Genomic DNA, 24,755 nt, shown 5'->3' with positions numbered 1-24,755 from the left:
GGTGGGGTGGGGTGCCCCGGAGCGACAAGGTCCGGACAACACCAGGCGCCCCGGACCTTGTCGGCCCGGGGCGCCTGGGGAAGTCGCTTGTCAGTTGCTCAAGCGGCACGACCGTGGCAGCCGGCGGGCCGGGTGCCATAGGTGAAGCGGAAGGTCGTCTGCGTGAGCATGGCAGCAGTATGCCGGGCCCGGTGGGAGCGTCCAACCCGGTTCGCATCCTGAGACGGGGGCTGGGCCCCGGGGCGGCCCCGTGACTCCCGGTAGACTCGGTACCACACACACCTCGCTCACCGCCGGAAGGCAACCCGTGTCATCAGCGAACCCCGCCGCCGCCCCCGACACCGTCCTGGTCGTCGACTTCGGTGCGCAGTACGCCCAGCTCATCGCCCGTCGTGTCCGCGAGGCCCGGGTCTACAGCGAGATCGTGCCGAGCACCATGCCGGTCGCGGAGATGCTCGCCAAGAACCCGGCGGCGATCATCCTCTCCGGCGGCCCCTCGTCGGTGTACGCGGAGGGCGCCCCGCGCCTGGACCGCGAGCTGTTCGAGTCCGGCGTCCCGGTCTTCGGCATGTGCTACGGCTTCCAGCTCATGGCCACCACCCTCGGCGGCACCGTCGACAACACCGGCGCCCGCGAGTACGGCCGTACGCCCCTGCATGTCTCGAAGTCCGGCTCGACCCTGTTCGAGGGAACCCCGGACGAGCAGTCGGTGTGGATGTCCCACGGCGACGCCTGCTCCGCCGCCCCCGAGGGCTTCACCGTGACCGCGTCCACGGACGTCGTCCCGGTCGCCGCCTTCGAGAACGACGAGAAGAAGCTCTACGGCGTCCAGTACCACCCCGAGGTCATGCACTCCACGCACGGCCAGCAGGTCCTGGAGCACTTCCTGTACCGCGGTGCCGGACTCAAGCCCGACTGGACCACCGGCAACGTGATCGAGGAGCAGGTCGCCGAGATCCGCTCGCGCGTGGGTGACAAGCGCGCGATCTGCGGCCTCTCCGGCGGCGTCGACTCCGCGGTGGCCGCCGCCCTCGTCGCGCGCGCCATCGGCGACCAGCTCACCTGCGTGTACGTCGACCACGGCCTGATGCGCAAGGGCGAGACCGAGCAGGTCGAGAAGGACTTCGTGGCCGCGACCGGCGTCAAGCTGGTCGTCGTCGACGCGGAGGAGCGCTTCCTGACCGCGCTCAAGGGGGTCTCCGACCCCGAGGAAAAGCGGAAGATCATCGGCCGCGAGTTCATCCGGGTCTTCGAGCAGGCCCAGGCGGAGATCATCGCGGACGAGGGTCCGGCGGTGGAGTTCCTCGTCCAGGGCACGCTCTACCCGGACGTGGTCGAGTCCGGCGGCGGCACCGGCACCGCCAACATCAAGTCCCACCACAACGTCGGCGGCCTCCCCGAGGACCTCGAGTTCCAGCTGATCGAGCCGCTGCGCAAGCTGTTCAAGGACGAGGTCCGCATGGTCGGCCAGGAGCTCGGGCTCCCGGACGAGATCGTCCAGCGCCAGCCGTTCCCCGGCCCCGGCCTCGGCATCCGGATCGTCGGCGAGGTCACCAAGGAGCGCCTGGACCTACTGCGCGACGCCGACGCCATCGCCCGCGAGGAGCTCACCGCGGCCGGCCTCGACCGCGACATCTGGCAGTGCCCGGTGGTCCTGCTCGCGGACGTCCGCTCCGTCGGCGTCCAGGGCGACGGCCGCACCTACGGCCACCCGATCGTCCTGCGCCCCGTGTCCAGCGAGGACGCCATGACGGCCGACTGGTCGCGACTGCCGTACGACGTCCTCGCGAGGATCTCGACGCGGATCACCAACGAGGTGGCCGACGTCAACCGCGTGGTGCTCGACGTGACGTCGAAGCCGCCGGGGACGATCGAGTGGGAGTAGGGCCTTTCAGGTCCGCCTGAGGGTCCGCACCGGCTCTCCGGGCTTCCAGACCTGGACGACCAGGTACTTGTCGTCCTCGACGTAGGTCCGCACGACCTCCGTCAGTTCGGTGCGAAAGAGGTGGAACGGCTCCGGCGGTTCCACCTCTGTCACATACGCCCCCTTGGTGTCCGGGTCCTCGACCTCGAGGGCCCGTCCGGTGATCCGGACGTCGCCGCCGCCCATGGACTGTCCCTCCCCGGGGTTCGCCTGGAGCGCGAACCGCGGGTCGCGTCGCAGGTCGAGGGCCTTGAGCGAGCCCGGCATCATGCCGAGCCAGAGTTCGCCGCGCAGGAAGCGGACCTCCAGGCCGGTGGTGCGGGGGGAGCCGTCCTTGCGGAGGGTGGCGAGGACGTGGTGGGTGAACGCACCGAAGCGGGTCTCGACGGTCTTGGCCAGGTCGGGTTCCGCGGAGCTGAAAGCTGCCCAGTTCATGCCGGCCAGTCTTCCGCCGATACCCGACATCTGCTGTCCGGTATCCGCTGTGTGCGCCATCTTTACGAACCAGCGCTGTTCTCCCGCGCTGACCGACGGTAACTTCCGCCCCGTAAAGCAACCCAGTGCTGGAGGAGCACATGCACGGGACGCCCCTCGGGCCCACTCCGCCGATGCCGGTGCCCACCGAGAAGCTGCACTTCGCGATGCCGCCGATGCACGACTCCGTCGAGGAGGAACGCCGGCACCGCAAGGAGCGGCTCGCCGGCGCGCTGCGGATCTTCGGCCGGCTCGGCTTCGAGGACGGGGTGTCCGGGCACATCACCGCCCGCGACCCGGAGTTCACCGACTGCTTCTGGGTCAACCCCTTCGGCATGCCGTTCCGGCACGTCACCGTCAGCGACCTCGTGCTCGCCAACTCCGACGGCCAGGTGCTCGACGGCCGCTACCACGTCAACCAGGCGGCCTTCACCGTCCACTCCCAGGTGCACGCCGCCCGCCCCGACGTCGTCGCCGTCGCCCACTGCCACTCCGTGCACGGGCGGGCCCTGTCCGCACTCGGCGAGCTCCTCGACCCGATCACCCAGGAGAGCTGCGCCTTCTACGAGGACCACGCCCTCTACGAGGCCTACACCGGGGTCGCCGTCGACGCCGAGGAGGGCCGCCGGATCGCCGCCGCGCTCGGGTCCCGGAAGGCGCTGGTGCTGCGCAACCACGGACTGCTGACCGTCGGGGACTCGGTGGACGCGGCGGCCTGGTGGTTCCTGTCGATGGAACGCTCCAGCCAGGTGCAACTGCTCGCGCGCGCGGCGGGACGGCCCGTGCTCATCGACCACCGGGCGGCGGTGGCGACCCGGGAACAGCTCGGCGGGGACCTGGTGGCGTGGATCAACTACCAGCCGCTGTGGCAGGACATCACCCGCAGCGAGCCGGACCTGCTGACCTGAGGACCGGCGCCCATCAGAAGCCCCGCAGCACCGCGGCCTTCGTCATCGCGAACTCCTCGTCCGTGAGCACCCCTTCGCGGTGCAGCTCGCCCAGCTCCCGCAGTCTGCGCAGCAGTACGTCGTGATGGTCGGCCGGCGCGGCAGCGGCGGACGCGGCGAGCCGCGACCGGTGGCCGCCTCCGTCGCCGTACGCGATGTCCCCGCGGGTGGACGGGTGCGGCAGCCGGGCCGTGACCGCCGTCGCGACGAGCGCCGTGAGCAGGTCGCGGCGGGTGCTGCCCCACAGGTCGAGGGCGTACGGGTCCTTCTCCGGCGGCAGTTTCGAGAAGGAGGTCCCGCGGGTCACGAACCGCATGAAGCCGTCCTCGTAACCGGAGTTGGGCAGCCACTCGACCTGGACGAGGTCACCCACGTCGATGATCCGCGGGCCCGTCGCCCGCTTGACGCGGTCGGAGGTGTCGGCCCAGTCGATGCGGACCTGGGTGCCGTCGAAGGAGACCGTGCCGTCGGAGGAGCGCACCGACACCGGGACCGGCGGGCCGGGCAGCAGATAGGTCTTCGTCGGCTCCTTCGGGATCTGCTCGAGGAGCAGGGCGCGCCGGATCTCCTCGGCCACGTACTCGGCGACCCCGGCGCGGTCCACGTCCACGATCAGCCGGTACGGATCGGCCGGGTCCGGCAGGCGTCCGCCGGTCGCGTGCAGCAGCGGGTCCGCGCCCTCCCGCAGCCGCATCCGCAGCCGGCCGCGCTTGCGTTCCGGCTCGAACGCCACGCCCGCGATGGCGTCCAGGGGCACCGCGACCTCGCCGTACGTCTGCCGGAACAGCGGCACGGAGCGGTGGAGTCCCGGCGTGATGCGGACCGTTGTGCCGTCGAAGGCCCAGGTCCCGTCACGCTGGATGATCTCGGCCATACGGAGATTCTCGCAGCCGGGTCAACACGGCGGGCCCCGCTTCACCCGCGCTGACCACACCTGCCGGACGGGAGGGGTGTGCTGTAGGGCACAATTCGCTGTCAACACGGGGGAGTTGTTCGGGGATCTTCAGCGGGTTGTGCGGTCGGTCGGCCGTGGGGTCATGTGGGACCGAAGGGCCAGGAGTTGTGGGAAGGCGGGCGTCGGGCGTGGCGGTGCAGGAAGCGAGACAGAGCGCGGCCGGAGGTGTGCCCACCGGTGCGCACGAAGGTGGCTGCACCTGTGGGGACTGCCCGCACGGGGCGCGGGCCGGACACCGGCGGGCGGTGGCCGAGTTCCTCCTGAAGCGGGACGAGTTCGCCGCCGGCCATGGTCTGCCCGCGGCCGTGGCGCACTCCGCGTCGGCCTCCCGGCAGTGGGTCTCGGAGGAACTGACCCAGTCCGCCGAGGCCGTGGCCGAACGGGGCCGGGCCGAGGGCGCCGCCTGGCTCGCGCGGCTGTGGCGTCGTACCGCGTACGCCGTGTGGGCCGCCGTCGTGGTGCTGCTCCTCGTCCAGGCGCTGACCGCCATCGGGGCGGGCTGGACCGCGGCGCGTACGGCGGGGCTCATCGCGGCGCTCGTGGTCGCGGGTGCGCTGACCGCCGCGTCCTGGTTCCACCGGGCCCGCGGCGGGGTGCTCGCACCGGTCATCGGCGAGGACAACCGGCTGTCCACCTCGCGGGCCGTCGCCGTGGCGTGGGTGCTGTTCGTCGCCTACGCGGTGCTGGTGCTGGTGGGCCGGCTGGCCGCGGCCTCCGACAGCGCCGAGCGGGACGCGCTGATCTCCGGGCTCGAACTGGCCCGCGGCGCGGGGGTGGTGACGGTCCTGGCCGTGGTGTGCGCCATCGCCGTGCTGGTGCGGCGGGTGGTCGGGCTGCGGGTGCTCGGGCAGCGGCTCCAGAAGGTGCGGGCCGACCGGCCCCGCGCCGCCGACCTGCTGACCGACGACTCCGGGCGGGGCGCCTTCGCCGACATCCAGTACGTCGTGATCGGCGGGGTCGCCCTGCTGTTCGCGGCGGTGCGGCTGGCCCGGCGGCCGGACCAGTTGCCGGACCTGCCGTGGGGGCTGGCCGTGGTGGTGCTCGTGTCCGCGGCGACCTATGTGGCGGGCAAGTACGCGGAGGGCGGCCGACCGGTGATCCTCTCCGTGGTGCGCTCGCGTGAGGCGGGTGACCTGGACGGTCCCGTCCGCACCGGGGACGACATCGAGATCCGGGGTGCCGGGTTCGTGCCGCCCGGCGCACAGCGCGCGGACCGGCTGGCCCGCATGGTGGTGCGGATCGGACCGGTGAACGTGCACGTGCCGTTGGTGCCGGTGGCCGGCGGCTTCAGCAACCCCACCGACGAGGTCCTGACCGTGCCGGTACCGGCGGACGTGGAGCCGGGCCGGGTGGAGGTGCAGGTGGTGACGGCCGCCGGGGTGGAGACGAACCGGTACGCGATCGACGTGACCGACTGACGGATCGGCGGGTGGGCGCGTCGGGCCGCGGAAACCCGGCAGCGCATTGAGCGCGGCCGCCCCTTCGTGCGTATCGTCTGGTGAGGGGTCTCGGCACCCTGGTGAGAGGCGGCTCGAAGCGATGACTCACAGTTTTCGTACGGACACGCACACCCCCTACCACGACGAGGAACGTTCCTGGCGGGACACCATCGGCCAGTACGCCCTGCTGCCGCTGCGGATCTTCCTCGGTGTCACTTTCGTCTACGCCGGCCTGGACAAACTGACCGACAGCGCCTTCATGAAGGGCTCCGGCTCGGGCTCCATCGGCGACATGATGCGCAGCGTCCGGGACTCGGCGGCCATCCCCGCACTGGTCGACCTGTCCCTGAAGGAGCCCGTCGGCTTCGGCTACGCCATCGCCTTCGGTGAACTCGCCGTCGGCATCGGCACCCTGCTCGGCATCCTCGCCCGCCTGGCCGCACTCGGCGGCGCGCTGATCTCGCTCAGCCTGTGGCTGACCGTGAGCTGGGCCTCCGACCCCTACTACTACGGCAACGACCTCGCCTACCTGATGGCCTGGCTGCCGCTCGTCCTCGCGGGTGCCCCCGTGTTCTCCGTGGACGCCGCCCTGCGCGCCCGACGGCGACGGCGGGCGGGTGGTTACCGCTAGCTCCGGTCCGTCGTCGTCGGGCGCGGGGAGGGACCGGTGGCGGTCGCGGTCCGGTGCCGGGCTGTGACGGGCTGTCCCTCCCTGCTCGTCGGTGGTCAGTGGGGCACGGGCGGCTGTGTCGTCGGGTCGGCCTCCGGTGGTGGGCTCGTACGGCCGTCCTCGCGGCTCCGGTCACGGCGGTTGCGCACGCTCCGGGCCAGCAGGCCCACCACACCGGCCAGGCAGAGGCCGCCGACGACGAGGGGGATCACCGCGAACCACGGGGTGTCCCAGGCGTCGCCCGCGTCACCGGCATAGGTGACGCCCGCGACGGTCAGGAAGAACCCGGCGACCAGTTTTCCCGGCCGGAACTCATGACGTAGCACGGCTCACCTCCGCCTGTCCGATGCCCACCCGCAGATCGATGTCGAGGGTGGCGGTGCTCTCGGTGCCCGGGGCCGGTTTCAGGGTGACCTCCTTGCGCTTGCCGGGTGCCACGTCCACGTCCTTCTGGTCGTCGCCCGGCAACTGGATGTCGCCCACGCCCACGTCCATGACCGCCTCCACGGTGACGTCCGGCGGCACGATCACCAGCAGCCGGCCCACCCCGACCTCCACCTGGGTCGTCACCGTGCGGTCCTCGGCGAAGTCGACACGGGACAGGTCCAAGGTGCCCACGCCGGTGCCCAGTTCGTACTGGGCGCGGATGTTCTGTGCCGCCGTCGGCGTCCAGTTCGTGCGCACCCAGTGGGTGGTGATGTCCTTCGGGAGGGCGGCCGAGGTGGCGAGCAGGCCCGCCGTGACGACCGCCAGGAAGATCGAGCCCGCTCCGGTGCGGCCCAGGAAGGAGCTGGTGGCTATGCCCAGGCCCAGGACGATCAGCGCGCAGGACAGACCGGTCTGCAGGCTGGTGCCCAGGGCATGGTCCTCCCAGGTCGCCGCGGTGCCGAGACCGCCCGCGAGCAGGGCGAGCAGAAAGACCCAGCCGCCGATCCAGCGGGGCCCCCGGGGCTTGGGCGGGCGGGTCCGGGCCGCGAGCTCCTCACGCCGGCTCCAGGTGCCGCGGCCGATGTTGACGGCGGCGGCGATGTCACGGTCGCGGGAGTCGCTCGGCCCCCACAGATAGCCGGTGCCGCCGACGTGGGTGCCGTCCTTGACGATGGGGTCGCGCCACCAGGACGGGTAGCCCGCGGCCACCGGCGGGGCCTGCGCCTCCGGCGGGGCGTCGGCCACGGCCTGGGCGGAGAGCGGGTCGGGGTCGGGAGTGCCGCGGTGGCGCGACCAGTACCCCGCGCCCGCGAGGAGCAGGGAGAGCACCACGGCGAAGGTCAGCACGCCGGTGTTGCCCAGCATGGTGAGGAACACCCCGCAGCCGACCAGGGCGAAGAGCACGCCGGTGAGGGCCTGGCCGTCCACCCGCCCGGTGAGCAGCTTGCGCACCTCGTTCTCGTCCTCGTCCTCGTACGGGACGAAGAGCCAGGCGAAGCCGTAGAAGAGGAGACCGATGCCGCCGGTCGCCGACAGCACGGTGAGCGTGATCCGGAAGATCACCGGGTCCATGTCGCACTGCCGCCCGAGTCCGGCGCACACTCCGGCCAGCATTTTGTGCCGCCGGTCCCGCCGGAAGCGCAGGGGGGCCAGCGGGCCGTCCTCAGCGGGGGCCGGGTCCTGCGGTGCGGGGGCGGGCGGGGTGAAGGGGGGCGGGGTGGAGGCGCTGCCGGTCGCCGTCGTGTGCCCGAGGGACTCGGTCGCCGTCGTGTGCCCGAGGGACTCGGTCGCCGCCTGGTGCCCGAAGGATTCTGTGGGCGGATCCGCCGGTGCGCCTCCTTCTTTCCGCGTGCCCGCCCGCCCGTGCGCGCCCGAGGCCCCGCCGGTGCCGGCGGGCGAGCCCGCGCCGGGGCCGGTGTCCGGGTCCGGGCCTCCACCGGATCCGGCGCCCGCGGCGTGCTGGTGATCTGTCATGTGTCCATGGTGACGGGCGAGAGGGCGCCACGGGAGTCGGAACGACCCTGGCCGGACCCTGATATCGGCCCTGAGAGGAGGGAGGGAAGCGTTCGGAGGGCACGCCGTTCGAAGATCAGGGGAGTCTCGGGGGCCAACCCTGATGCCCCGGCACTCCGGCCGTGTGACCATCGATGGCATGCCGGAAGCCGCAGCAGCGCCCCTCGTCGAACCGCGGCCGCCGCGCAAGCTCTACCGCAGCAGTGACGGACGCTGGCTGGGTGGTGTGGCGCGGGGGCTCGCAGGGCATCTCGGGCTGCCCGTCATCTGGGTGCGGCTCGTCTTCGTGGGCCTGTTCATGGCGGACGGGCTCGGTGCCCTGCTGTACGCCGCGTTCTGGTTCTTCGTGCCGCTCGGCGTCGGCGGGGTCGGCGGACAGAAGCCGCCGTCCCTGGTCACCACCGAGACCTCGCCCGACGGCCGCCGCAGACTGGTCGCCCGCCGCCCCGACCGGGGCCAGATCGTGGCCCTGCTGCTCATGGTCGTCGTGGCCATGGTCTTCGTCGGCAATGTCAACGTGGGCAACGGCGCCAAGGCCTACCTCTGGCCCGCCGTCCTGGTCGGCGCGGGCGTCGCCCTGGTCTGGCGCCAGGCGGACAACGCCCGCCGGGCCCGCTGGATGGAGGTGGGCCGCCGCCGGCGCACCCTGACGCTGCTGCGTGCCGCGGGCGGTGTCCTCCTCGTCACCGCCGGTGTCTCCGGGGTCTTCGTCCTCCAGGGTTCCGCCGCCCACCTCGGCTCCGTCCTCCAGGCCGCGCTCGCGGTCCTCGTCGGGATAACGCTCCTCGCCGGGCCGTATCTCGTCCGCATGACCCAGGACCTCTCCGAGGAGCGCCTGATGCGCATCCGCGCCCAGGAGCGCGCGGAGGTCGCGGCCCACGTCCACGACTCGGTGCTGCACACCCTGACCCTGATCCAGCGCAACGCGGAGAACCCGGGCGAGGTCCGCCGCCTCGCCCGCGCCCAGGAGCGCGACCTGCGCACCTGGCTGTACAAACCCGAGGGCACCGGCAAGGACGAGGCCGACGAACCGACCGACCTCGCCGACGCCGTGCGGCGCAACGCGGCCGAGGTCGAGGACAAGCACGGCGTCCCCATAGAGGTGGTCGTCGTCGGAGACTGCCCCCTCGACGAGCGGACCGCCGCACAGATGCAGGCCGCGCGTGAGGCGATGGTCAACGCCGCCAAGTACGGTGGCGAGGGCGGCGCCGTACAGGTCTACGCCGAAGTCGAGGGCAGGACGGTCTTCGTGTCCGTCCGGGACCGCGGCCCCGGCTTCGACCTCGACTCGATACCCGCCGACCGGATGGGTGTCAGAGAATCGATCATCGGCCGCATGGAGCGCCATGGCGGCACGGCCCGGCTGCGCGCGGTGCCGGACGGCGGCACGGAGGTCGAGCTGGAGATGGAGAGGGCGGAGAAGACGTCATGAGTGACCCCACCGAGGCGAACACGGACCCCGTGGAGCCGGCACCGACCGGCGGCGCGGGCGAGCGGCACGTGCGCGTGGTCCTCGTCGACGACCACCGCATGTTCCGTACGGGCGTCCAGGCCGAGATCGGCCGCACCGAGGAGACCGGCGTCGAGGTCGTCGGGGAGGCCGCGGACGTCGAGCAGGCCGTCACCGTCATCACCGCGACCCGCCCGGAGGTCGTCCTTCTCGACGTCCATCTCCCGGGCGGCGGCGGCGTCGAAGTGCTGCGCCGGTGCGCCCCGTTGATGGCGGACGCCGACCGGCCCGTCCGCTTCCTCGCGCTGTCCGTCTCGGACGCGGCCGAGGACGTGATCGGGGTGATCCGGGGCGGTGCGCGCGGCTATGTGACGAAGACGATCACCGGCACGGACCTCGTCAACTCCGTCTTCCGCGTCCAGGAGGGCGACGCCGTCTTCTCCCCGCGCCTGGCCGGCTTCGTGCTGGACGCCTTCGCCTCCACCGACGCCCCGCCGGTCGACGAGGACCTGGACCGTCTGACCCAGCGCGAGCGCGAGGTGCTCAGGCTCATCGCGCGTGGCTACGCCTACAAGGAGATCGCCAAGCAGCTCTTCATCTCGGTGAAGACGGTCGAGTCCCATGTCTCGGCGGTGCTGCGGAAGTTGCAGTTGTCCAACCGTCATGAGCTGACCCGGTGGGCGACGGCACGGCGGCTGGTCTGACACGGCTGCTCGCACGAGGTCACCTCACCCACGCTCACGCCACCCGCGTGGCGCCCGCGAACGGCATCTCGTCGATGGGTGCCACCCGCACCGGGGCCGACGGGTTCGGGGCGTGGATCATCTGCCCGTTGCCGACGTAGAGGCCGACGTGGCTGATGCCCGAGTAGAAGAACACCAGGTCGCCGGGGAGGAGTTCGGAGCGGGAGACACGCCGGCCGGCGTCGATCTGGGCGTAGGTCGTGCGGGGCAGGGAGACGCCCGCGGAGCGGTAGGCGGCCTGGATCAGGCCCGAGCAGTCGAAGGCGTCCGGTCCCGTGGCGCCCCAGACATAAGGGCTGCCGAGTTTCGTGTAGGCGTAGGAGACAGCCGCCGCCGCACGGGAGTTGGGCGCTTGCGTGGTGGCCGCGCCGGGGGCCGTCAGCTCCCCGCGTGCGCCCGTGGTGGCCCGTGAGGCGCGGTCCCCGTCCTCGCCCAGGGCCGCCGCTCTGTCCTCGGCCGACAGCCGGGACAGCAGCTCGCGGGCCGCGCCCAGTTTGCCGGTGATCGTCTTCTTGTGGCGCTTCAGTTCGGCCTGGCGCGACCTCAGCGACGTCAGTTCGACGTGCGCGGCCCCGCGGAGCTGCTCGATCTCCCGCAACTGCCGGCGCACGTTCGCCACGGAGGCGGCCTGGCGGGTGCCGGCGCGTTCGACGAACTCGGCGCCGTCCAGGTACCGGTCGGGGTCGTCGGTCAGCGCGAGCTGCATCGCGGGGTCGAGGCCGCCGCCGCGGTACTGCGCCGCGGCGATCGAACCCAGCGCGTCCCGCGCCTCGTTGAGCTGTTCCGTCCTGCGGGCGGCCTCGTCCCGCAGACCGTCCAGGCGGGTCCCGGCCGCCTCCGCCTTCTCCTTCGCGCCGTTGTACTTCTCGGTGGCCGCCTCGGCCTCCTGGTACAGCCGGTCCACCTTCGCCCTGACCTGCTCGGGTGTGAGCTGCGGTTCGGCGTGTCCGATCCCGTCGAAGCCCGTCGCGGTCGCGGCCCCCGCGAGGGCGATCGTCGCCGCCGTACGGACCGTATGGCCGCCGGCCGAGCGTCTGCGGGGCTTGCGGTGCGCTGCCACGTGGACTGCACGTCCTTTCGTACGATCGCCCGCCCCGGGGCTCGGAGCCGTACGACGCCGGGGAGCGGCCGTACGACCGCCCGGGGCGGTGTGCGCGTCCGGCGACGGCCCGCACAGGGGGAGCGAGCCGCCGCCGGACCTTCTCGGCGGTGGTGTCCGACTGCCGCCCCTGGCCCGGGCGGCGGTGGGGAGCCGGTCACCTGGTGGAGGACGCTAAACCTGACCGTGTCCGGGAGGTGACGCGTTGTGCGGAACTGCCGCCAGGGGACCGTGGGGTGACCGAAGGTGACCGTGCTGCCGGGGTGACGCCGTCGACTTCGCGTGGTGCGCTGACCGAAGTCGGGATTCACGGACGCGGGACGGGCGCGGGGTGCTATGGGCCGCATATATGCGAGCTCTGCCGCAGGGGCCGGTGCGGACGCCCCTGCCGCCCCTGCATAAGCTCCGGCCTCATGGACGTACTCATCCATCTCTTCGTCGGTCTGCACATCATCGGCATCGCCTCACTGCTCGGCGGCTTCCTCACCCAGATGAAGGCGATGGGCCGGGGCACCGCCCGGTTCGTCCCCGCGATGCTGCACGGTGCCGCGACGATGCTGGTCACCGGGGTCATCCTGGTCGGCCTCAACCAGGCCGACGACCAGCACGTCAACAACATCAAGATCGGCGTCAAGCTGGCTCTGCTGATCGTGATCCTCGGCCTCGTCTATGTGAAGCGGGACGACGAGAAGGTGGACAAGAGCCTGTTCGGCCTGGTCGGCGCGCTGACCACGGCCAACGTCTTCATCGCGGTGCTCTGGACCTGACGGCCGCCCGGGCGGAGCCGACCGCCCCCGCCGCGACGGCCGACCAGGCCGCCACGGAGATCCACAGCAGCACCTCACCGGGCGTGCCGAGCCACGGGACGTCCACGGCGGCGGAGACCGACAGCGTCGCGACCGCCGTCATCCCCATCGGGAACACGGTGGCCCAGCGGCGCACGTCGTAACGCGTGCGGGGCCGTACGAACTCGGCGGCCAGCAGTACGGCGTAGCAGGCCAGGCCGAGCACCAACAGGGTGAGGGTCACCGCGCGCAGGACTGCGCGGTCGTCGTCGTTCCACAGGTACAGGCGCACGCTGTCGGCGGCGAGGAGTTCGGAGCCGGCGAGCGCCGAGACGGCGAGCGCGCCGCCCGCGATCCACTGGTCGCCCGGTCCCTCCAGGACCTGGCGCAGGTCGAAGCGGAACAGCGCGATGCCGTAGAGGACCAGGCCGAGCCAGAACAGGACCAGCGCGGTGTGCGCGAGCCAGGCCGCGGACTCGGCCGCCGCGAGGGTGGCACCGAGGACCGCGAGGCCCTGGGTGGCCACGCAGCACAGGAACACCCCGCCGGGCATCCGCGGCCTCCAGTGCCTCATGACCAGCGTGATCAGCGGCGGCCACAGCAGGGCGGACAGGGTCAGCAGCGCCTCGGCGAGGGCCTGCCGGCTCAGCAGGGAGAAGCGGGTGCCGAGCACGGTGGTCGCCGCCACGGCCGTCAGGGCGCCCGGTGTCCCGGCGTCCGCGACCCATCGCGCGCGCTGCCGCAGCAGTCGTACGGCGAAGTCGGCGGCCAGCCCGAGCCAGGCCGCGCATCCGAGCACCAGGGCGATGCGGGACAGCGTCTCGTGGCCGGTCAGACGGAGCCCGACCGACAGGATGCCGGTCGCCAGCACCGCGGCCCCGACCGCGGGCGGGCGCTGCGCCCACCGGATGCGCTGGGCGGAGTGCTGGGAGGTACCGGGCATGGGGCGATGCTAGGAAGCGCCCCGCGCCGTGGCGGCGGGGCGCGCACGCGCGCGCGTGAAATGCACGCGAGTGCGGGTCCCGGGGCGGCGCGGGGCGGGACGGAACTCCGAGCGCCGGGCTCAGGCCGGGCGGACCACGCTGTGGATCGCCGACTCGCCGTCGTAGTAGATCGACTCCTCGCGGACGTACGCGCCCGGCTTGGGAGCGTGGATCATCATGCCGTTGCCGATGTAGAGGCCGACGTGGCTGATGTCGTCGTAGAAGAAGACCAGGTCACCGGGCTGGGCGTCGGCCAGGGAGACCGTGGTGCCGGCGTTGACCTGGTCGTAGGTGACGCGGGGGAGGTCGACGCCGGCGGCCTTCCAGGCGGCCTGGGTGAGCCCTGAGCAGTCGTAGGAGTCGGGGCCGGTGGCGCCCCAGACGTACGGCTTGCCGATCTGCGCCCGGGCGAACGCGAGGGCCTTGGCGGCCTTGGTGGCGTACGAGGAGTCGGGCGCCGTCGAGGCCGTGTCCTGCGGGGCGGCGGTCTCCTGCGCGGTCTCCTGTGCGGCCTTCTGCGCCGCCGCCTGCTGCTGCGCGAGCTCCGCCGCCTTGCGAGCCGCCTCCTGCTGCCTGCGCTGCTCGATCGCCGCGAAACGCGCCTTCTCCTGGGCCGTCAGCTCGGACAGCAGCTCCCGCGCGTCGGCGAGCTTCTTCTGGACGGTCGCCTTGGCGGTCCTCAGGTCGCTCTGCGTCTCGGTGAGCGCCTGGAGGCTCTGGGAGGCCTCCTGGCGCTTCTTCATCGTGTCCGACTGCTCGGTGACGTAGTCGTCGACCGCGCCCTTCTGGCGGCTGGTCAGGCGGCCCATGAGCTGGGTCTGGTCGAAGTAGTCCTGCGGGGTGTCCGCGAGCAGGAAGGTCGCCGTGTCGGGCGCGGCGGCGCCGGTGCGGTACTGGGCCGCGGCGAACGCGCCGAGCTCCTCCCGCGCCTCGTTGAGCTTCTGGGTGCGCCGGGCGACGTCGTCGAGGAGCGTGTCGACCTGCTTGCGCTGCCTGGCCGTCTTCTCCTTGGCCGCGTTGTAGTTGTCGGTCGCCGACTCGGCCTGGCGGTAGAGGTCGTCGACCTTCTTCTCGACCTCTTCGAGACTCGGCTTGTCATCGGCCGGCGCGGCGTTCGCCGACTGGGACAGCAGGGCCACGGAGGTCAGGGCGGCCGTCGCGAGGGCCGGGGTCCGTATGCCTGCCACGCGCGTACCGGCGGGACGCGACTTGCGGTGCGACGCCAAGGGAGGCGACTCCTTCCGTGCTCCGCCTGCCGAGTTAGCTGTCGGGTTCGGGCGTCGTGCGTCGGAAGGTTTGCCCTACGGCTCTCCCCGCGCGGGAGGCGGCCGATTCACCCCAGGTTCGGTGGGTCCCCGGCTCCGGGCGCGCGGCGGCGCTGCGGACTCGGCGGAGGCCGTGCGGCCCGGCGACGTTCGCCGGAGGGGGTCGTACGGCCTGCGGGAACGGTAGCCAACCGGTGTGGCGCGTGTGAAGGTTGATGTTCGATATGCCCGATACATTTTCGTGACCTTCGTCCCAGGCGCCGTTCCGCGCGGTCGTTGTGCGGTGATTTATCAGCACCTGGCGCATTGGTCGGAGTGGTGACGCCCGCCCGTTTCCGGGGCGGCTTCCGGCGGCCGGGGTGGGGCGGTGATTCGGGCGATGTTCTCGGGGCGGCGGCGGTCTGTCAGTGGGGCACCCTAGACTCGGAGAGCGATGAGCAGCCTCTTTGACGACAGCTTCCTGGCGGACCTCCAGGCCCCTCGCGGGCACGCGGAGGAACCCCCGCCGCCGCCCGAGGACGAGCACGTGCCGGAGCAGGTCCCGCACGACCTGTTCGGCGGGAAGTTCGACGTGCCCCCGGACCGGGACGCCTACTACCGCGACGGCGCCCCGCGCCCCGTGGTGGACCCGGCCGCCCTCCTGGAGGGGCTGAACGAGAACCAGCGCGCGGCCGTCGTGCACTCCGGCAGCCCCCTGCTCATCGTGGCCGGCGCCGGCTCCGGCAAGACCCGGGTGCTCACCCACCGCATCGCCCACCTCCTCGGCGAGCGCCATGTCCACCCCGGCCAGATCCTCGCGATCACCTTCACCAACAAGGCCGCGGGCGAGATGAAGGAGCGCGTCGAGCAGCTCGTCGGCCCGCGCGCGAACGCGATGTGGGTCATGACCTTCCACAGCGCCTGCGTGCGGATCCTGCGCAAGGAGTCGAAGAAGCTCGGGTTCACCTCGTCGTTCTCGATCTACGACGCCGCCGACTCCAAGCGGCTCATGGCCCTGGTCTGCCGCGACCTGGACCTCGACCCCAAGCGGTACCCGCCGAAGTCCTTCAGCGCCAAGATCAGCAACCTGAAGAACGAGCTGATCGACGAGGAGGACTTCGCCGCCCAGGCCACGGACGGCTTCGAGAAGACCCTCGCGCAGGCCTACGCCATGTACCAGTCGCGGCTCCGCGAGGCCAACGCCCTCGACTTCGACGACCTGATCATGACGACGGTCAACCTGCTCCGGGCGTTCCCCGACGTCGCCGAGCACTACCGCCGCCGCTTCCGGCACGTCCTCGTCGACGAGTACCAGGACACCAACCACGCACAGTACGCCCTGGTCAGAGAGCTGGTCGGGACCTCCGAGCACCCGGTGGACGTACCGCCGAGCGAGCAGGACCTGCCGCCCGCCGAGCTGTGTGTCGTCGGTGACGCCGACCAGTCGATCTACGCCTTCCGCGGTGCGACCATCCGCAACATCCTCCAGTTCGAGGAGGACTACCCGGACGCGACGACGATCCTGCTGGAGCAGAACTACCGCTCCACCCAGACGATCCTCACCGCCGCCAACGCCGTCATCGAGCGCAACGAGTCCCGCCGCCCCAAGAACCTGTGGACCAACGCGGGCGCGGGCGCGCGCATCACCGGCTATGTCGCAGACACCGAGCACGACGAGGCGCAGTTCGTCGCCGACGAGATAGACCGCCTCACCGACGCGGGCGAGGCGAAGGCCGGCGACGTCGCCGTCTTCTACCGCACCAACGCGCAGTCCCGTGTCTTCGAAGAGGTCTTCATCCGCGTCGGCCTGCCCTACAAGGTCGTCGGCGGCGTCCGCTTCTACGAGCGCAAGGAGGTCCGGGACGTCCTGGCCTACCTGCGCGTCCTCGCCAACCCCGAGGACTCCGTACCCCTGCGGCGCATCCTGAACGTCCCCAAGCGGGGCATCGGCGACCGCGCCGAGGCGATGATCGACGCCCTGTCCCAGCGCGAGAGGATCAGCTTCCCGCAGGCGCTCAAGCGCGTCGACGAGGCGTACGGCATGGCCGCGCGCTCCACCAACGCCGTCAAGCGGTTCAACGTGCTGATGGAGGAGCTGCGTACGATCGTCGAGTCCGGCGCGGGCCCGGCAACCGTCCTGGAGGCGGTCCTCGAACGCACCGGCTACCTCGCCGAGTTGCAGGCCTCCACCGACCCCCAGGACGAGACCCGCATCGAGAACCTCCAAGAACTCGCCGCCGTGGCCCTGGAGTTCGAGCAGGAGTCCGGGGAGGGCGAGGAGACCGGTTCGCTCTCCGACTTCCTGGAGCGGGTCGCGCTCGTCGCCGACTCCGACCAGATCCCCGACGAGGACGAGGACGGCTCCGGCGTCATCACCCTGATGACCCTGCACACCGCCAAGGGCCTGGAGTTCCCGGTCGTCTTCCTCACCGGCATGGAGGACGGCGTCTTCCCGCACATGCGCGCCCTCGGCCAGACCAAGGAACTGGAGGAGGAGCGGCGCCTGGCGTACGTCGGCATCACGCGCGCGCGTGAGCGGCTCTACCTGACCCGGTCCGCGCTGCGCAGCGCGTGGGGGCAGCCGTCGTACAACCCGCCCTCCCGCTTCCTGGAGGAGATCCCGGCGCAGCACGTCGACTGGAAGCGCACGGGGGCGTCCGCCGCTCCAGCGGGACCGGTCTCGGCGGTCGCCGCCTCGCTGTCGTCGTCCCGTTCGCGGTCCTCGGCCTCGGGCGCGTCCGGTTTCGCGACGCGCAGGACCTCGGAGAAGCCGGTGGTGTCCCTGGCCGTCGGCGACCGTGTCACCCACGACCAGTTCGGTCTGGGCACGGTGGTCGGGGTGAAGGGCACGGGGGCGAACGCCGAGGCGACGATCGACTTCGGGGAGGCGAAGCCGAAGCGGCTGCTGCTGCGGTACGCGCCGGTGGAGAAGCTGTAGCTCCGGGCGGGCGGGGCCGGGCCCGAGGGGTTACGTCGGGTCCAGCCCGTGGCTGCGCAGCCACGGCAGGGGGTCTATCGCCGAACCGCCCGCCGGGTGCACCTCGAAGTGCAGGTGGGGACCGGTCGAGTTGCCGGAGTTGCCGGAGTAGGCGATCGGGTCGCCGGCCTTCACCGTCGTACCGGAGGCGACGCGGTAGGTGGAGAGGTGGCAGTACCACGTCTCCGTGCCGTCCTTCGCGGTCACGACCATCATGTTGCCGTAGGCGCTGTTCCACTGCGTCCGCACGGTGCCGTCGGTCACGGCCATCACCGTGGTGCCGTACGACACCGGGAAGTCGATGCCGGTGTGGACGGACATCCAGTTGACGCCGGACTGGCCGTAGTAGGCGCTGAGTCCGCGCTGCGCGACCGGAAGCGCGAACTTCGGGCGCAGCCGCTCCTTGCGGGCCGCCTCCTCCGCCGCCTTCCTCTTCTCGGCCACCTGCTGGGCCTTGAGGTCGATGCGTTCCTGCGTACGGCTGGCCCGGTCGGCGAAGTCGTCGGCACCGGCCCGGAGGCTCTCGAGCTGGGTGTCCAGCTCGTTGTTCGCGACGGACGGCTTGACGGCGCTGGCGTCCGCGAGCGTCGTCGAGGTCTCCTGGTCGTCTCCGGTGAGTGTGCCGACCGAGGCGGCGGCGATCCCGGCGACACCCATGACGCACGCCGAGGGCACGGCGATCGTCAGCAGCGCGGAGCGCTTGGCGGGCATCCGGCGGCGGGAGCGGTTGGCGTTGCGGGCGGCGACCCGGGAGCCGGGGGCGGGTGCCGAGGCCCGGGGCGGCTCCTCCTGGTCGTCCAGGAGCGGGACATCGGCGTCGTGGACGGCGGGCAGCTCACCGGTGGCGGTGGTGGCGGTGTCCGCGCCGTCGTGCGACTCGCCGTCGTGCGAGGTGTGTTCGGCGTAGGCCTCGCCGTAAGGATTCGCCTCGCCGTACGCGTGGCTCTCCTCGTAGTGGCTGTCCTCGTAGCTGTGGGGCTCGTCGTGGCCGGCCTGTTCGTACGCGGCCGTCTGCTGCGGACCGGCCGCCGTGCCGTCGGAGTTCCACTGCGTGGCGTCGTACGCCCCGGTGTCGAAGGTCTGCGTGCCCCATTCCCACTGCTGGGTCTGGTCGGCCGGGGCCGCGGACTGGTCCGGCTGGTGCCAGGAACTCGCGTCCCACTGCCCGGAGTGGTCGACGCTGCCACCCTGCGGCGGGATCGCGGCGAGCTGCTGGTGGTCGGCGCCCCACTGCGTGGTGTCGTACGCGCCGGTGTCGTAGGCGGCGTGGTGCTGGGCCGCGTACATGTCGTAGTTCAGGGTCTGGTGACCGCCCGTGGTCCACGTCGAGGCGTCGTACGAACCGGTCGCGTCGCCCGGCATGTCGCCGAAGAGCGGGTCGGTCTCGAAGGTGCCGGTGGTGTGTGCACCGGCGTCCGGGGTACCCGCGGTGCAGAAACCGGTGGCGTCATAGCCGCCGTACGTGGTGAAGTCGCCGTACTGGGCCTCCTGCGTGCCGTACGACGCGTAGTGCGACGAGTCGGCGTCGGAGGCCGGAGCCGGGGTGGTCATGGTCCCCGACGGGTGACGGTCGTTCACCAACTTCTCTTTCGCCTCGACAACAGGGGCTGCCAGAGCAGTGCGGCGACTGTACCCGGCGGTACGCGGGCGCGACAATCTTCAACTGGTTTCGGGCGCGCAGGAAACGGGCATTCGGCCGTGTTTCGGGGGACTGCGGGCGGGACCTTGGCCCTGTGTTCGAAGCTTGTTCGATGACGGTCGGGTCCGGTCCGGGCTCCGGAGGCCCGCGGAAAGCTGTCGGCGGTCTGTGCCGACGAGCTGTCCGCGGCCCGTGTCCGGTGACCGGTACGACCGTTACGCCACGGTCAGTCCGCCCGCGCGTCCGGCCGTCTCCTCCCCGGCCCGCGCGGTGTCGAGCACCTGCCGTATGCCGGTCGCCACGGCGGGGTGGACGGGCAGGGCGAGATGTCCGATCCCGGTCACCCGGACGTTCTCCGCCATCAGGTCCTCGTGCTCGATGCAGGCGGTCTCCAGCGGGTCCATCAGGTGGTCGAGGTCGCTCCAGAAGCTGACGAAGTGCGTGCGGCAGCCCGGGGCCGGCCGAGCGAGCTCCTCGAGCAACTCCGAGCCGGGGCGCATCTGGCGCACGATCGGGTGCGCGTTCGCCAGCGGCACCACCCGGGTGCCCGAGTGCGGGGTGCCGAGCGTCACCAGGGTGCGGACCCGGGCGTCGCCGCCGAGACACTGCACGTAGTACCGCGCGATCAGGCCGCCGAGGCTGTGCCCGACGACGTCGACCCGCTCACTGCCCGTGCGCTCGCAGATGCCCTCTATGTGCCGGCCGAGCAACTCCGCCGCGGCCCGGATGTCACAGGTCAGCGGGGAGTAGTTGAGCGACTCGATCTGTTGCCTGCCGTGCTGGGCGAGGCTGCGGCGCAGGAGCACGAACACCGAGCGGTTGTCGATGAACCCGTGCAGCAGCACGACCGGGGGCTTGGCCTCCGTCGGCAACTGCGCGGCGCCGTCCTCGGACGCGGGGAGCGGGGGCACGGGGGAGCGGCGCTCCTGGGCGATGCCGGACGGGTACAGGAGGAGGTGTCCCGCGAGGATCGCGAGCTCGAGCGCGGTCGCCTTGAGCAGGGCCATGGAGAGTCCCGCCAGCCTGCCGGGAAGCAGGCGCTCGCAGAGCGGGAGAAGGGGCAGCGCCGCCTTGGTGACCTTCATGGCCGACCTCCTGTCGGCACACGGGAGGACAGCTCCGTCCCCCGTGTGCGCTCATGGGGAGTCACGGCGAAGGTCGTCTCCGACGCCGACGTGGCGCGAGGGGGTCGCGGGGGACGGGTACGGCGGTCGGCGCGCGGTTCCCGAGGTGCCGGACGGCCCGGTCGGGCCGGTGGAACCGGTGGTGCGGGCGACGCCGACGGTGCCGGTGCGGTCTCCGGTCGTATCGGTGGTGCCGATGGTGCTCGCTGTGCTGCTGGTGCGCCGGTGACGGGACGAGCCGACCTGTCGGTGTGGCGACGAGGCTGCTCGCTGTCGTGCCTTACCTGTCCTGCGTGCCCTTCGTGCCGTCGCCGGCTCGCCGCGCCTCCACGGCGCGCGGACTGCTGCGCGGCGGTGCGGCGACCTCGTTGCGGCTCCCTAACGTGTCCCACCATGTGTTTTCCCCCTCGAGGTCGCCTGGAAACTGCATCGTGCGAGATGGTGGCGATAACGTTCGTTCACATTCCCGGTCTGTGCGGTACTAGTCGGTAGGAATGCACGCAGTCGCTTCATGGAGGCAGTGATGGGTGTGACAGCCGGTCCGATCCGCGTGGTGGTGGCCAAGCCGGGGCTGGACGGTCATGATCGCGGAGCCAAGGTGATCGCGAGGGCGCTGCGCGACGCCGGCATGGAGGTCATCTACACCGGCCTCCACCAGACGCCCGAGCAGATCGTCGACACGGCGATCCAGGAGGACGCCGACGCGATCGGTCTCTCCATCCTCTCCGGCGCCCACAACACGCTGTTCGCCGCGGTGATCGACCTGCTCAGGGAGCGGGACGCCGAGGACATCCTGGTGTTCGGCGGCGGGATCATCCCGGAGGCGGACATCCCGCCGCTGAAGGAGAAGGGCGTGGCGGAGATCTTCACGCCGGGGGCGACGACCCAGTCGATCGTCGACTGGGTCCGGGAGAACGTACGGCAGCCGGCGGGGGCGTAGACCTTGGGGATCTCGGCCAGGGCTCCGGGACCTCGGCCTGTGTTGGATTCTGGGCCAGGCTTCGGTTCTCGGTCTGCCTCCGTGCTCTGAGCCGCCTTCGGGGCCCTGGTCCCTGGTGGAGGGCCCTGCGGTGGGCCGTGGGACGGGCCAGGGGAGGCCGGGCGTACGGGCCAGGGGAGGCCGGTCGTACGGTTCCCGTGCCCGGTGGACGGGCTCCGGCCGGGGCGGCGGGCCCGCACCGACCGCCCACCGCACGGCACGCGGCTACCCGCCCTGCCGTCCTCAGACGTCCTCCAGCTCCGCCGCCATCGCCGCCCGTAGCCGCAAGGTCGTCACCAGCCGCTGGAACGCCTCCGCCCAGTAGCCCCCTGCCCCCGGACTCGCGTCCTCGCCCTCGTCCGGCACCGCCGTCAGCCCCTCCAGGCGCCCCGCCTCGGCCGGATCGAGACACCTCTCCGCCAGCCCCATCACCCCGCTGAAGCTCCACGGATAGCTCCCGGCGTCCCGAGCGATGTTGAGCGCGTCGACCACCGCCCGCCCGAGCTGCGCGGACCACGGCACCCTGCACACGCCCAGGAGCTGGAACGCCTCCGACAACCCGTGCGTCGCGATGAACCCGGCGACCCACTCGGCCCGCTCGGCGGAGTCCAGGGTGCCCAGCAGCTTGGCCCGCTCCGCCAGCGACACCGCTCCCGGACCGCCGGCCTCCGGAGCCGCGGGCGTCCCGAGCAGTGCCCGCGCCCACCCGGCGTCCCGCTGCCGTACGGCGGCCCGGCACCACGCCGCGTGCAGTTCGTTGCGCCAGTCGTCCGCCACCGGCAGCGCCACTATCTCCTCGGGTGTCCGCCCGCCCAGCCGCCCCGGCCAGCCGCTCAACGGCGCGGCCTCCACCAACTGTCCGAACCACCACGACCGTTCGCCCCGCCCCGGGGGTGCCTTCGCCACGACACCGTCGCGCTCCATGCCCGGGTCGCACTCGTGCGGCGCCTCGACGACGATCGTCGGCCTGTCCCGGGTGTGGTCGACCGCCACGCACGCCCCGGCCCTGACCGCCATCCGCGCCGCCAGCGCCGACCCCGGCAGCGCGGACAGCAACTCCGCGGCGGTGGCCCGTACGTTGCGGCTGCGGTCGGCCAGCGCCTGCTCCAGGAACGGCTCGTCGTCCGGGCCCAGCCCCGTCCGCAGCGAGTCGAGGAACATCAGCCGGTCCTCGGCCCGCTCGGTCGCCCAGGTGGTCGCGAGCAGCTCGCGGGCGGCGGCGGGCTCCCGCGCACGGATGGCCGCGAGGAGTGCCACTCGCTCGGCGAACAGGCCCTCCTCCCACAGCAGTTGGATGCCCGCGGTGTCCTGCGGCGATGGCAGTGCCGCTCCGCCGCCGGGTGTCGCCCGCAGCGCGAACCGCCAGTCCGGATTCAGCCGGGCGAGCCAGGTGGCCCGCGCCCCCGCGAACGCCAGCGCCGCCGGCCGCAGGTCCGTACGTCCCCGGGCCGCGTCCAGCAGCGCGGGCAGGAGCTGCGGGGGTGCCGCGTAACCGCGGGCGTTCGCCGCCGCGAGCCACTGGGGGAGCAGCTCCATCAGATCCGGTGCCGTGCCCCTGCGTCCGCCTCCGCCCGTGCCCGGCCGGTCGGCGAGCAGCATCGCGAGCCGGCGGACCGCCGCCGCGGGCAGCGCGGGGCGCGGGTCCTCCGGTGCCGGTTCCGGCCGCTGTGCCGCGCGCGCGGGCCTGAGCCCGGCCCGCCGTCGTACGGTCTCCACGGCCGCCGCGTCCAGCAACGCCACCGGTGCCTCGGGACCGGCCGGGACACCGGGCGGCGTGCGGCGCGCGGTGCCGAGCAGCGCCGAGGTGACGAGCTCCTCCCAGGCGTCCGGGGCGGAGGTCCTGTCCATGCGGTTCCTTTCCGTCCGGTCGGGTGCTCGGTTCGGCTCGGTGACGGTGGCGCCGGCGCGGTTCGGGGCCGACTGTCCGGCGTGGCGCGCGGTTCCGTTCAGCACAGCGGCACCGCCTCGCCCGCGCCCTCCGGCCAGGCCGTCAGCGGGGTGAAGCCGCGGTGGCCGCACTCCCCGAAGACCTTCACCGGGGCCCCGCCCGAGAGCGCGACCAGGCGCCACAGGCCCGGGCGCGAGCGGGCGGAAGCGGTGAGCGGCAGGGCCGAGTCGCCCTCGGCGTCGGCCAGTTGCCAGGAGTCGCCGTCCGGGGCCGGTATCACCCGGTCCAGGGTCACGGGGACGGAGTCGAGCCACGGGTCGTCCCGCAGCGCCTCGCCGTACCGGGCGGCCGCCTGCTCGGTCGTCACCCCCGGCGGACGCGCCGCCGAGGGCGCGGGCGGTGCGAACCGCTCGCCCAGCGCCGCCCTCGACTGACCGGTGCCGGGATAGGCGGACACCTCCGCCTCCAGCTCCAGGCCCACCGGCAGCGCCAGTTCGGGCGCGCGGCCCGCGGCGCCGTAGGAGAGGAGCAGGGCCGTGCGGCCCGAGTCCGTGCCGTGCAGCCAGATCCGGCGGGTCGTCAGCCGGGAGTCCGAGGTGTCGTACTGCGCGAGCACCAGCCAACGGTCCCGTACCGCCGGGCCGTCCGCCGAGGCGGGCAGGCCGATCCGGGACCGGACCGTCGAGGCGAGGCCGTCCGGCAGCCGCTCACGGCGCAGCCAGCCCTGGTCGAGGAGGTGGACGAGGGCACACTCCTCCAGCAGCCGCACCGGCCAGCCCGGACCGGACGACGGGATCGACCCCAACTCCCGCACCCGCCCGGCGAGTCCCGGCGCCTGCGCGTCGACCATGCGGGCGGCCGTCTCCTCCCACATGCCGTATCCCGCCTGTTCCGCGCCCGCGAGGCCGCCGCGCAGCAGATCCGCCAGACGCTGCTCCAGCTCCATCGCCCCCGCGGTGATCCGCGCCGCCCGGCGCTCCGCCCTGCGCCGCGCCGCCTCCGGATCACCGGAGCCGGCGGCGGGACCGGCCGCCCCCGTCGCCTGCTTCTCCTGCGCCCGCTGCCTTCTCCCCTCCATCCACTGCTCCGCCCAGTCCGGCGCCTGGCCCGGAGGCACCGCGCCCTCCCCGCCCGCCCAGAGCAGCAGCAGCCCGAGGGCGTGCTTGCACGGGAACTTGCGGCTCGGGCAGCTGCACCTGTACGCCGGACCCGCGGCGTCCGCGATGTCGATGACCGTCTGGTACGGCTTGCTGCCACTGCCCTTGCACAGCCCCCACACCGCCCCCTCCTCGGAACTCCCCGCCTCGGACCACGGCCCGGCCGCGCCGAGTTTGCTTCCCGCTTTGCGTGAGGCGGCGTCAGGAGCCAGTGCCAGCACCTGATCCGCCGTCCAGCGCACCCCCTGCTGAGTCATGTCCTCGAAGGTAGATCCCCCCACTGACAATCGGCCCCGAGCCGACCGCCGCTCCGGGCACCGCGACCATGTTTCCGCAG

20 protein-coding genes and 1 riboswitch are annotated in these 24,755 nt (G+C 72.5%); of the genes, 9 read left to right on the top strand and 11 right to left on the bottom strand.

Annotation, left to right across the window (positions count from 1 at the left end; all coding sequences use genetic code 11):
* Positions 1-307: 307 nt before the first annotated feature.
* Entirely contained in the window at positions 308-1,885 is a 1,578-nt protein-coding gene (gene guaA, locus ACIQJT_RS29545) for a glutamine-hydrolyzing GMP synthase (protein WP_365455960.1), read from the top strand.
* A gap of 6 nt (positions 1,886-1,891) precedes the next feature.
* Here the strand turns inward: guaA and ACIQJT_RS29540 are convergent, their stop codons facing one another.
* Positions 1,892-2,359 (bottom strand): pyridoxamine 5'-phosphate oxidase family protein, encoded by a 468-nt coding sequence (locus ACIQJT_RS29540; protein WP_402648641.1) that lies wholly within the window; start codon positions 2,357-2,359, stop codon positions 1,892-1,894.
* A gap of 140 nt (positions 2,360-2,499) precedes the next feature.
* On the opposite strand from ACIQJT_RS29540, the gene ACIQJT_RS29535 reads away from it, so the two are divergent.
* Positions 2,500-3,306 (top strand): class II aldolase/adducin family protein, encoded by an 807-nt coding sequence (locus tag ACIQJT_RS29535; protein ID WP_402648638.1) that lies wholly within the window; start codon positions 2,500-2,502, stop codon positions 3,304-3,306.
* A 13-nt stretch (positions 3,307-3,319) separates the two neighbouring features.
* Here the strand turns inward: ACIQJT_RS29535 and ACIQJT_RS29530 are convergent, their stop codons facing one another.
* Positions 3,320-4,219 (bottom strand): DUF4429 domain-containing protein, encoded by a 900-nt coding sequence (locus ACIQJT_RS29530; protein ID WP_402648635.1) that lies wholly within the window; start codon positions 4,217-4,219, stop codon positions 3,320-3,322.
* 209 nt (positions 4,220-4,428) lie between these two features.
* On the opposite strand from ACIQJT_RS29530, the gene ACIQJT_RS29525 reads away from it, so the two are divergent.
* Positions 4,429-5,718: a hypothetical protein gene (locus tag ACIQJT_RS29525; RefSeq protein WP_402648632.1), complete on the top strand. Its 1,290-nt coding sequence runs from the start codon at positions 4,429-4,431 to the stop codon at positions 5,716-5,718.
* A gap of 121 nt (positions 5,719-5,839) precedes the next feature.
* Positions 5,840-6,370: a DoxX family protein gene (locus ACIQJT_RS29520; protein ID WP_365455945.1), complete on the top strand. Its 531-nt coding sequence runs from the start codon at positions 5,840-5,842 to the stop codon at positions 6,368-6,370.
* Positions 6,371-6,465: 95 nt separating this feature from the next.
* On the opposite strand, the gene ACIQJT_RS29515 is transcribed toward ACIQJT_RS29520, so the two are convergent.
* Together ACIQJT_RS29515 and ACIQJT_RS29510 are read right to left on the bottom strand one after the other, a co-directional pair.
* Positions 6,466-6,735 carry a hypothetical protein gene (locus ACIQJT_RS29515; protein WP_365455942.1) on the bottom strand — a complete coding sequence of 90 codons (270 nt, stop codon included), beginning with the start codon at positions 6,733-6,735 and terminating at the stop codon, positions 6,466-6,468.
* Positions 6,722-8,311: a PspC domain-containing protein gene (locus ACIQJT_RS29510; protein WP_402648628.1), complete on the bottom strand. Its 1,590-nt coding sequence runs from the start codon at positions 8,309-8,311 to the stop codon at positions 6,722-6,724. Before ACIQJT_RS29510 ends, ACIQJT_RS29515 begins: the two co-directional genes overlap by 14 nt.
* A 178-nt stretch (positions 8,312-8,489) precedes the next feature.
* Between ACIQJT_RS29510 and ACIQJT_RS29505 the strand changes: the two genes are divergently transcribed.
* Both ACIQJT_RS29505 and ACIQJT_RS29500 read left to right on the top strand, forming a co-directional pair.
* Positions 8,490-9,782 carry an ATP-binding protein gene (locus tag ACIQJT_RS29505; protein WP_053853000.1) on the top strand — a complete coding sequence of 431 codons (1,293 nt, stop codon included), beginning with the start codon at positions 8,490-8,492 and terminating at the stop codon, positions 9,780-9,782.
* On the top strand, positions 9,779-10,504 hold the full coding sequence (locus ACIQJT_RS29500) for a LuxR C-terminal-related transcriptional regulator (protein ID WP_402648625.1): 726 nt from the start codon (positions 9,779-9,781) through the stop codon (positions 10,502-10,504). The genes ACIQJT_RS29505 and ACIQJT_RS29500 overlap by 4 nt, the downstream gene beginning before the upstream one ends.
* A 34-nt stretch (positions 10,505-10,538) precedes the next feature.
* Here the strand turns inward: ACIQJT_RS29500 and ACIQJT_RS29495 are convergent, their stop codons facing one another.
* Positions 10,539-11,603 carry an NlpC/P60 family protein gene (locus tag ACIQJT_RS29495; RefSeq protein WP_365455930.1) on the bottom strand — a complete coding sequence of 355 codons (1,065 nt, stop codon included), beginning with the start codon at positions 11,601-11,603 and terminating at the stop codon, positions 10,539-10,541.
* 452 nt (positions 11,604-12,055) lie between these two features.
* Here ACIQJT_RS29495 and ACIQJT_RS29490 point away from each other — a divergent pair, with 452 nt between their 5' ends.
* Positions 12,056-12,409, top strand: coding sequence for a hypothetical protein (locus ACIQJT_RS29490; protein WP_053852994.1), 354 nt, complete (start codon positions 12,056-12,058; stop codon positions 12,407-12,409).
* Here the strand turns inward: ACIQJT_RS29490 and ACIQJT_RS29485 are convergent.
* Together ACIQJT_RS29485 and ACIQJT_RS29480 are read right to left on the bottom strand one after the other, a co-directional pair.
* Entirely contained in the window at positions 12,387-13,370 is a 984-nt protein-coding gene (locus ACIQJT_RS29485) for a tellurite resistance/C4-dicarboxylate transporter family protein (protein ID WP_402648622.1), read from the bottom strand. The genes ACIQJT_RS29490 and ACIQJT_RS29485 overlap by 23 nt on opposite strands.
* A 120-nt stretch (positions 13,371-13,490) precedes the next feature.
* A complete protein-coding gene (locus ACIQJT_RS29480; protein ID WP_402648620.1) occupies positions 13,491-14,636 on the bottom strand; it encodes an NlpC/P60 family protein in 1,146 nt (381 codons plus the stop codon).
* An 8-nt stretch (positions 14,637-14,644) separates the two neighbouring features.
* Positions 14,645-14,812: riboswitch (cyclic di-AMP (ydaO/yuaA leader) on the bottom strand.
* A 296-nt stretch (positions 14,813-15,108) separates the two neighbouring features.
* Between ACIQJT_RS29480 and pcrA the strand changes: the two genes are divergently transcribed.
* Complete coding sequence (pcrA, locus tag ACIQJT_RS29475; RefSeq protein WP_402648617.1) at positions 15,109-17,592, top strand: DNA helicase PcrA; 2,484 nt, start codon at positions 15,109-15,111, stop codon at positions 17,590-17,592.
* Positions 17,593-17,622: 30 nt separating this feature from the next.
* On the opposite strand, the gene ACIQJT_RS29470 is transcribed toward pcrA, so the two are convergent.
* Both ACIQJT_RS29470 and ACIQJT_RS29465 read right to left on the bottom strand, forming a co-directional pair.
* Positions 17,623-19,182: a M23 family metallopeptidase gene (locus ACIQJT_RS29470; protein ID WP_402648878.1), complete on the bottom strand. Its 1,560-nt coding sequence runs from the start codon at positions 19,180-19,182 to the stop codon at positions 17,623-17,625.
* A 303-nt stretch (positions 19,183-19,485) separates the two neighbouring features.
* Positions 19,486-20,355, bottom strand: coding sequence for a lipase family alpha/beta hydrolase (locus ACIQJT_RS29465; RefSeq protein WP_402648614.1), 870 nt, complete (start codon positions 20,353-20,355; stop codon positions 19,486-19,488).
* A gap of 562 nt (positions 20,356-20,917) precedes the next feature.
* Here ACIQJT_RS29465 and ACIQJT_RS29460 point away from each other — a divergent pair.
* Positions 20,918-21,334, top strand: coding sequence for a cobalamin B12-binding domain-containing protein (locus tag ACIQJT_RS29460; RefSeq protein WP_037718998.1), 417 nt, complete (start codon positions 20,918-20,920; stop codon positions 21,332-21,334).
* A 282-nt stretch (positions 21,335-21,616) separates the two neighbouring features.
* On the opposite strand, the gene ACIQJT_RS29455 is transcribed toward ACIQJT_RS29460, so the two are convergent.
* Both ACIQJT_RS29455 and ACIQJT_RS29450 read right to left on the bottom strand, forming a co-directional pair.
* On the bottom strand, positions 21,617-23,221 hold the full coding sequence (locus tag ACIQJT_RS29455) for a DUF5691 domain-containing protein (protein ID WP_402648611.1): 1,605 nt from the start codon (positions 23,219-23,221) through the stop codon (positions 21,617-21,619).
* A gap of 98 nt (positions 23,222-23,319) precedes the next feature.
* Positions 23,320-24,675, bottom strand: coding sequence for an SWIM zinc finger family protein (locus ACIQJT_RS29450; protein WP_402648608.1), 1,356 nt, complete (start codon positions 24,673-24,675; stop codon positions 23,320-23,322).
* Positions 24,676-24,755: the final 80 nt, after the last annotated feature.

The sequence above is a fragment of the Streptomyces sp. NPDC091972 genome, from assembly GCF_044756385.1.
Classification (GTDB): domain Bacteria; phylum Actinomycetota; class Actinomycetes; order Streptomycetales; family Streptomycetaceae; genus Streptomyces.
Note: the sequence above shows the minus strand (reverse complement) of the source record. Positions and strands in the feature narration are given on the sequence as shown.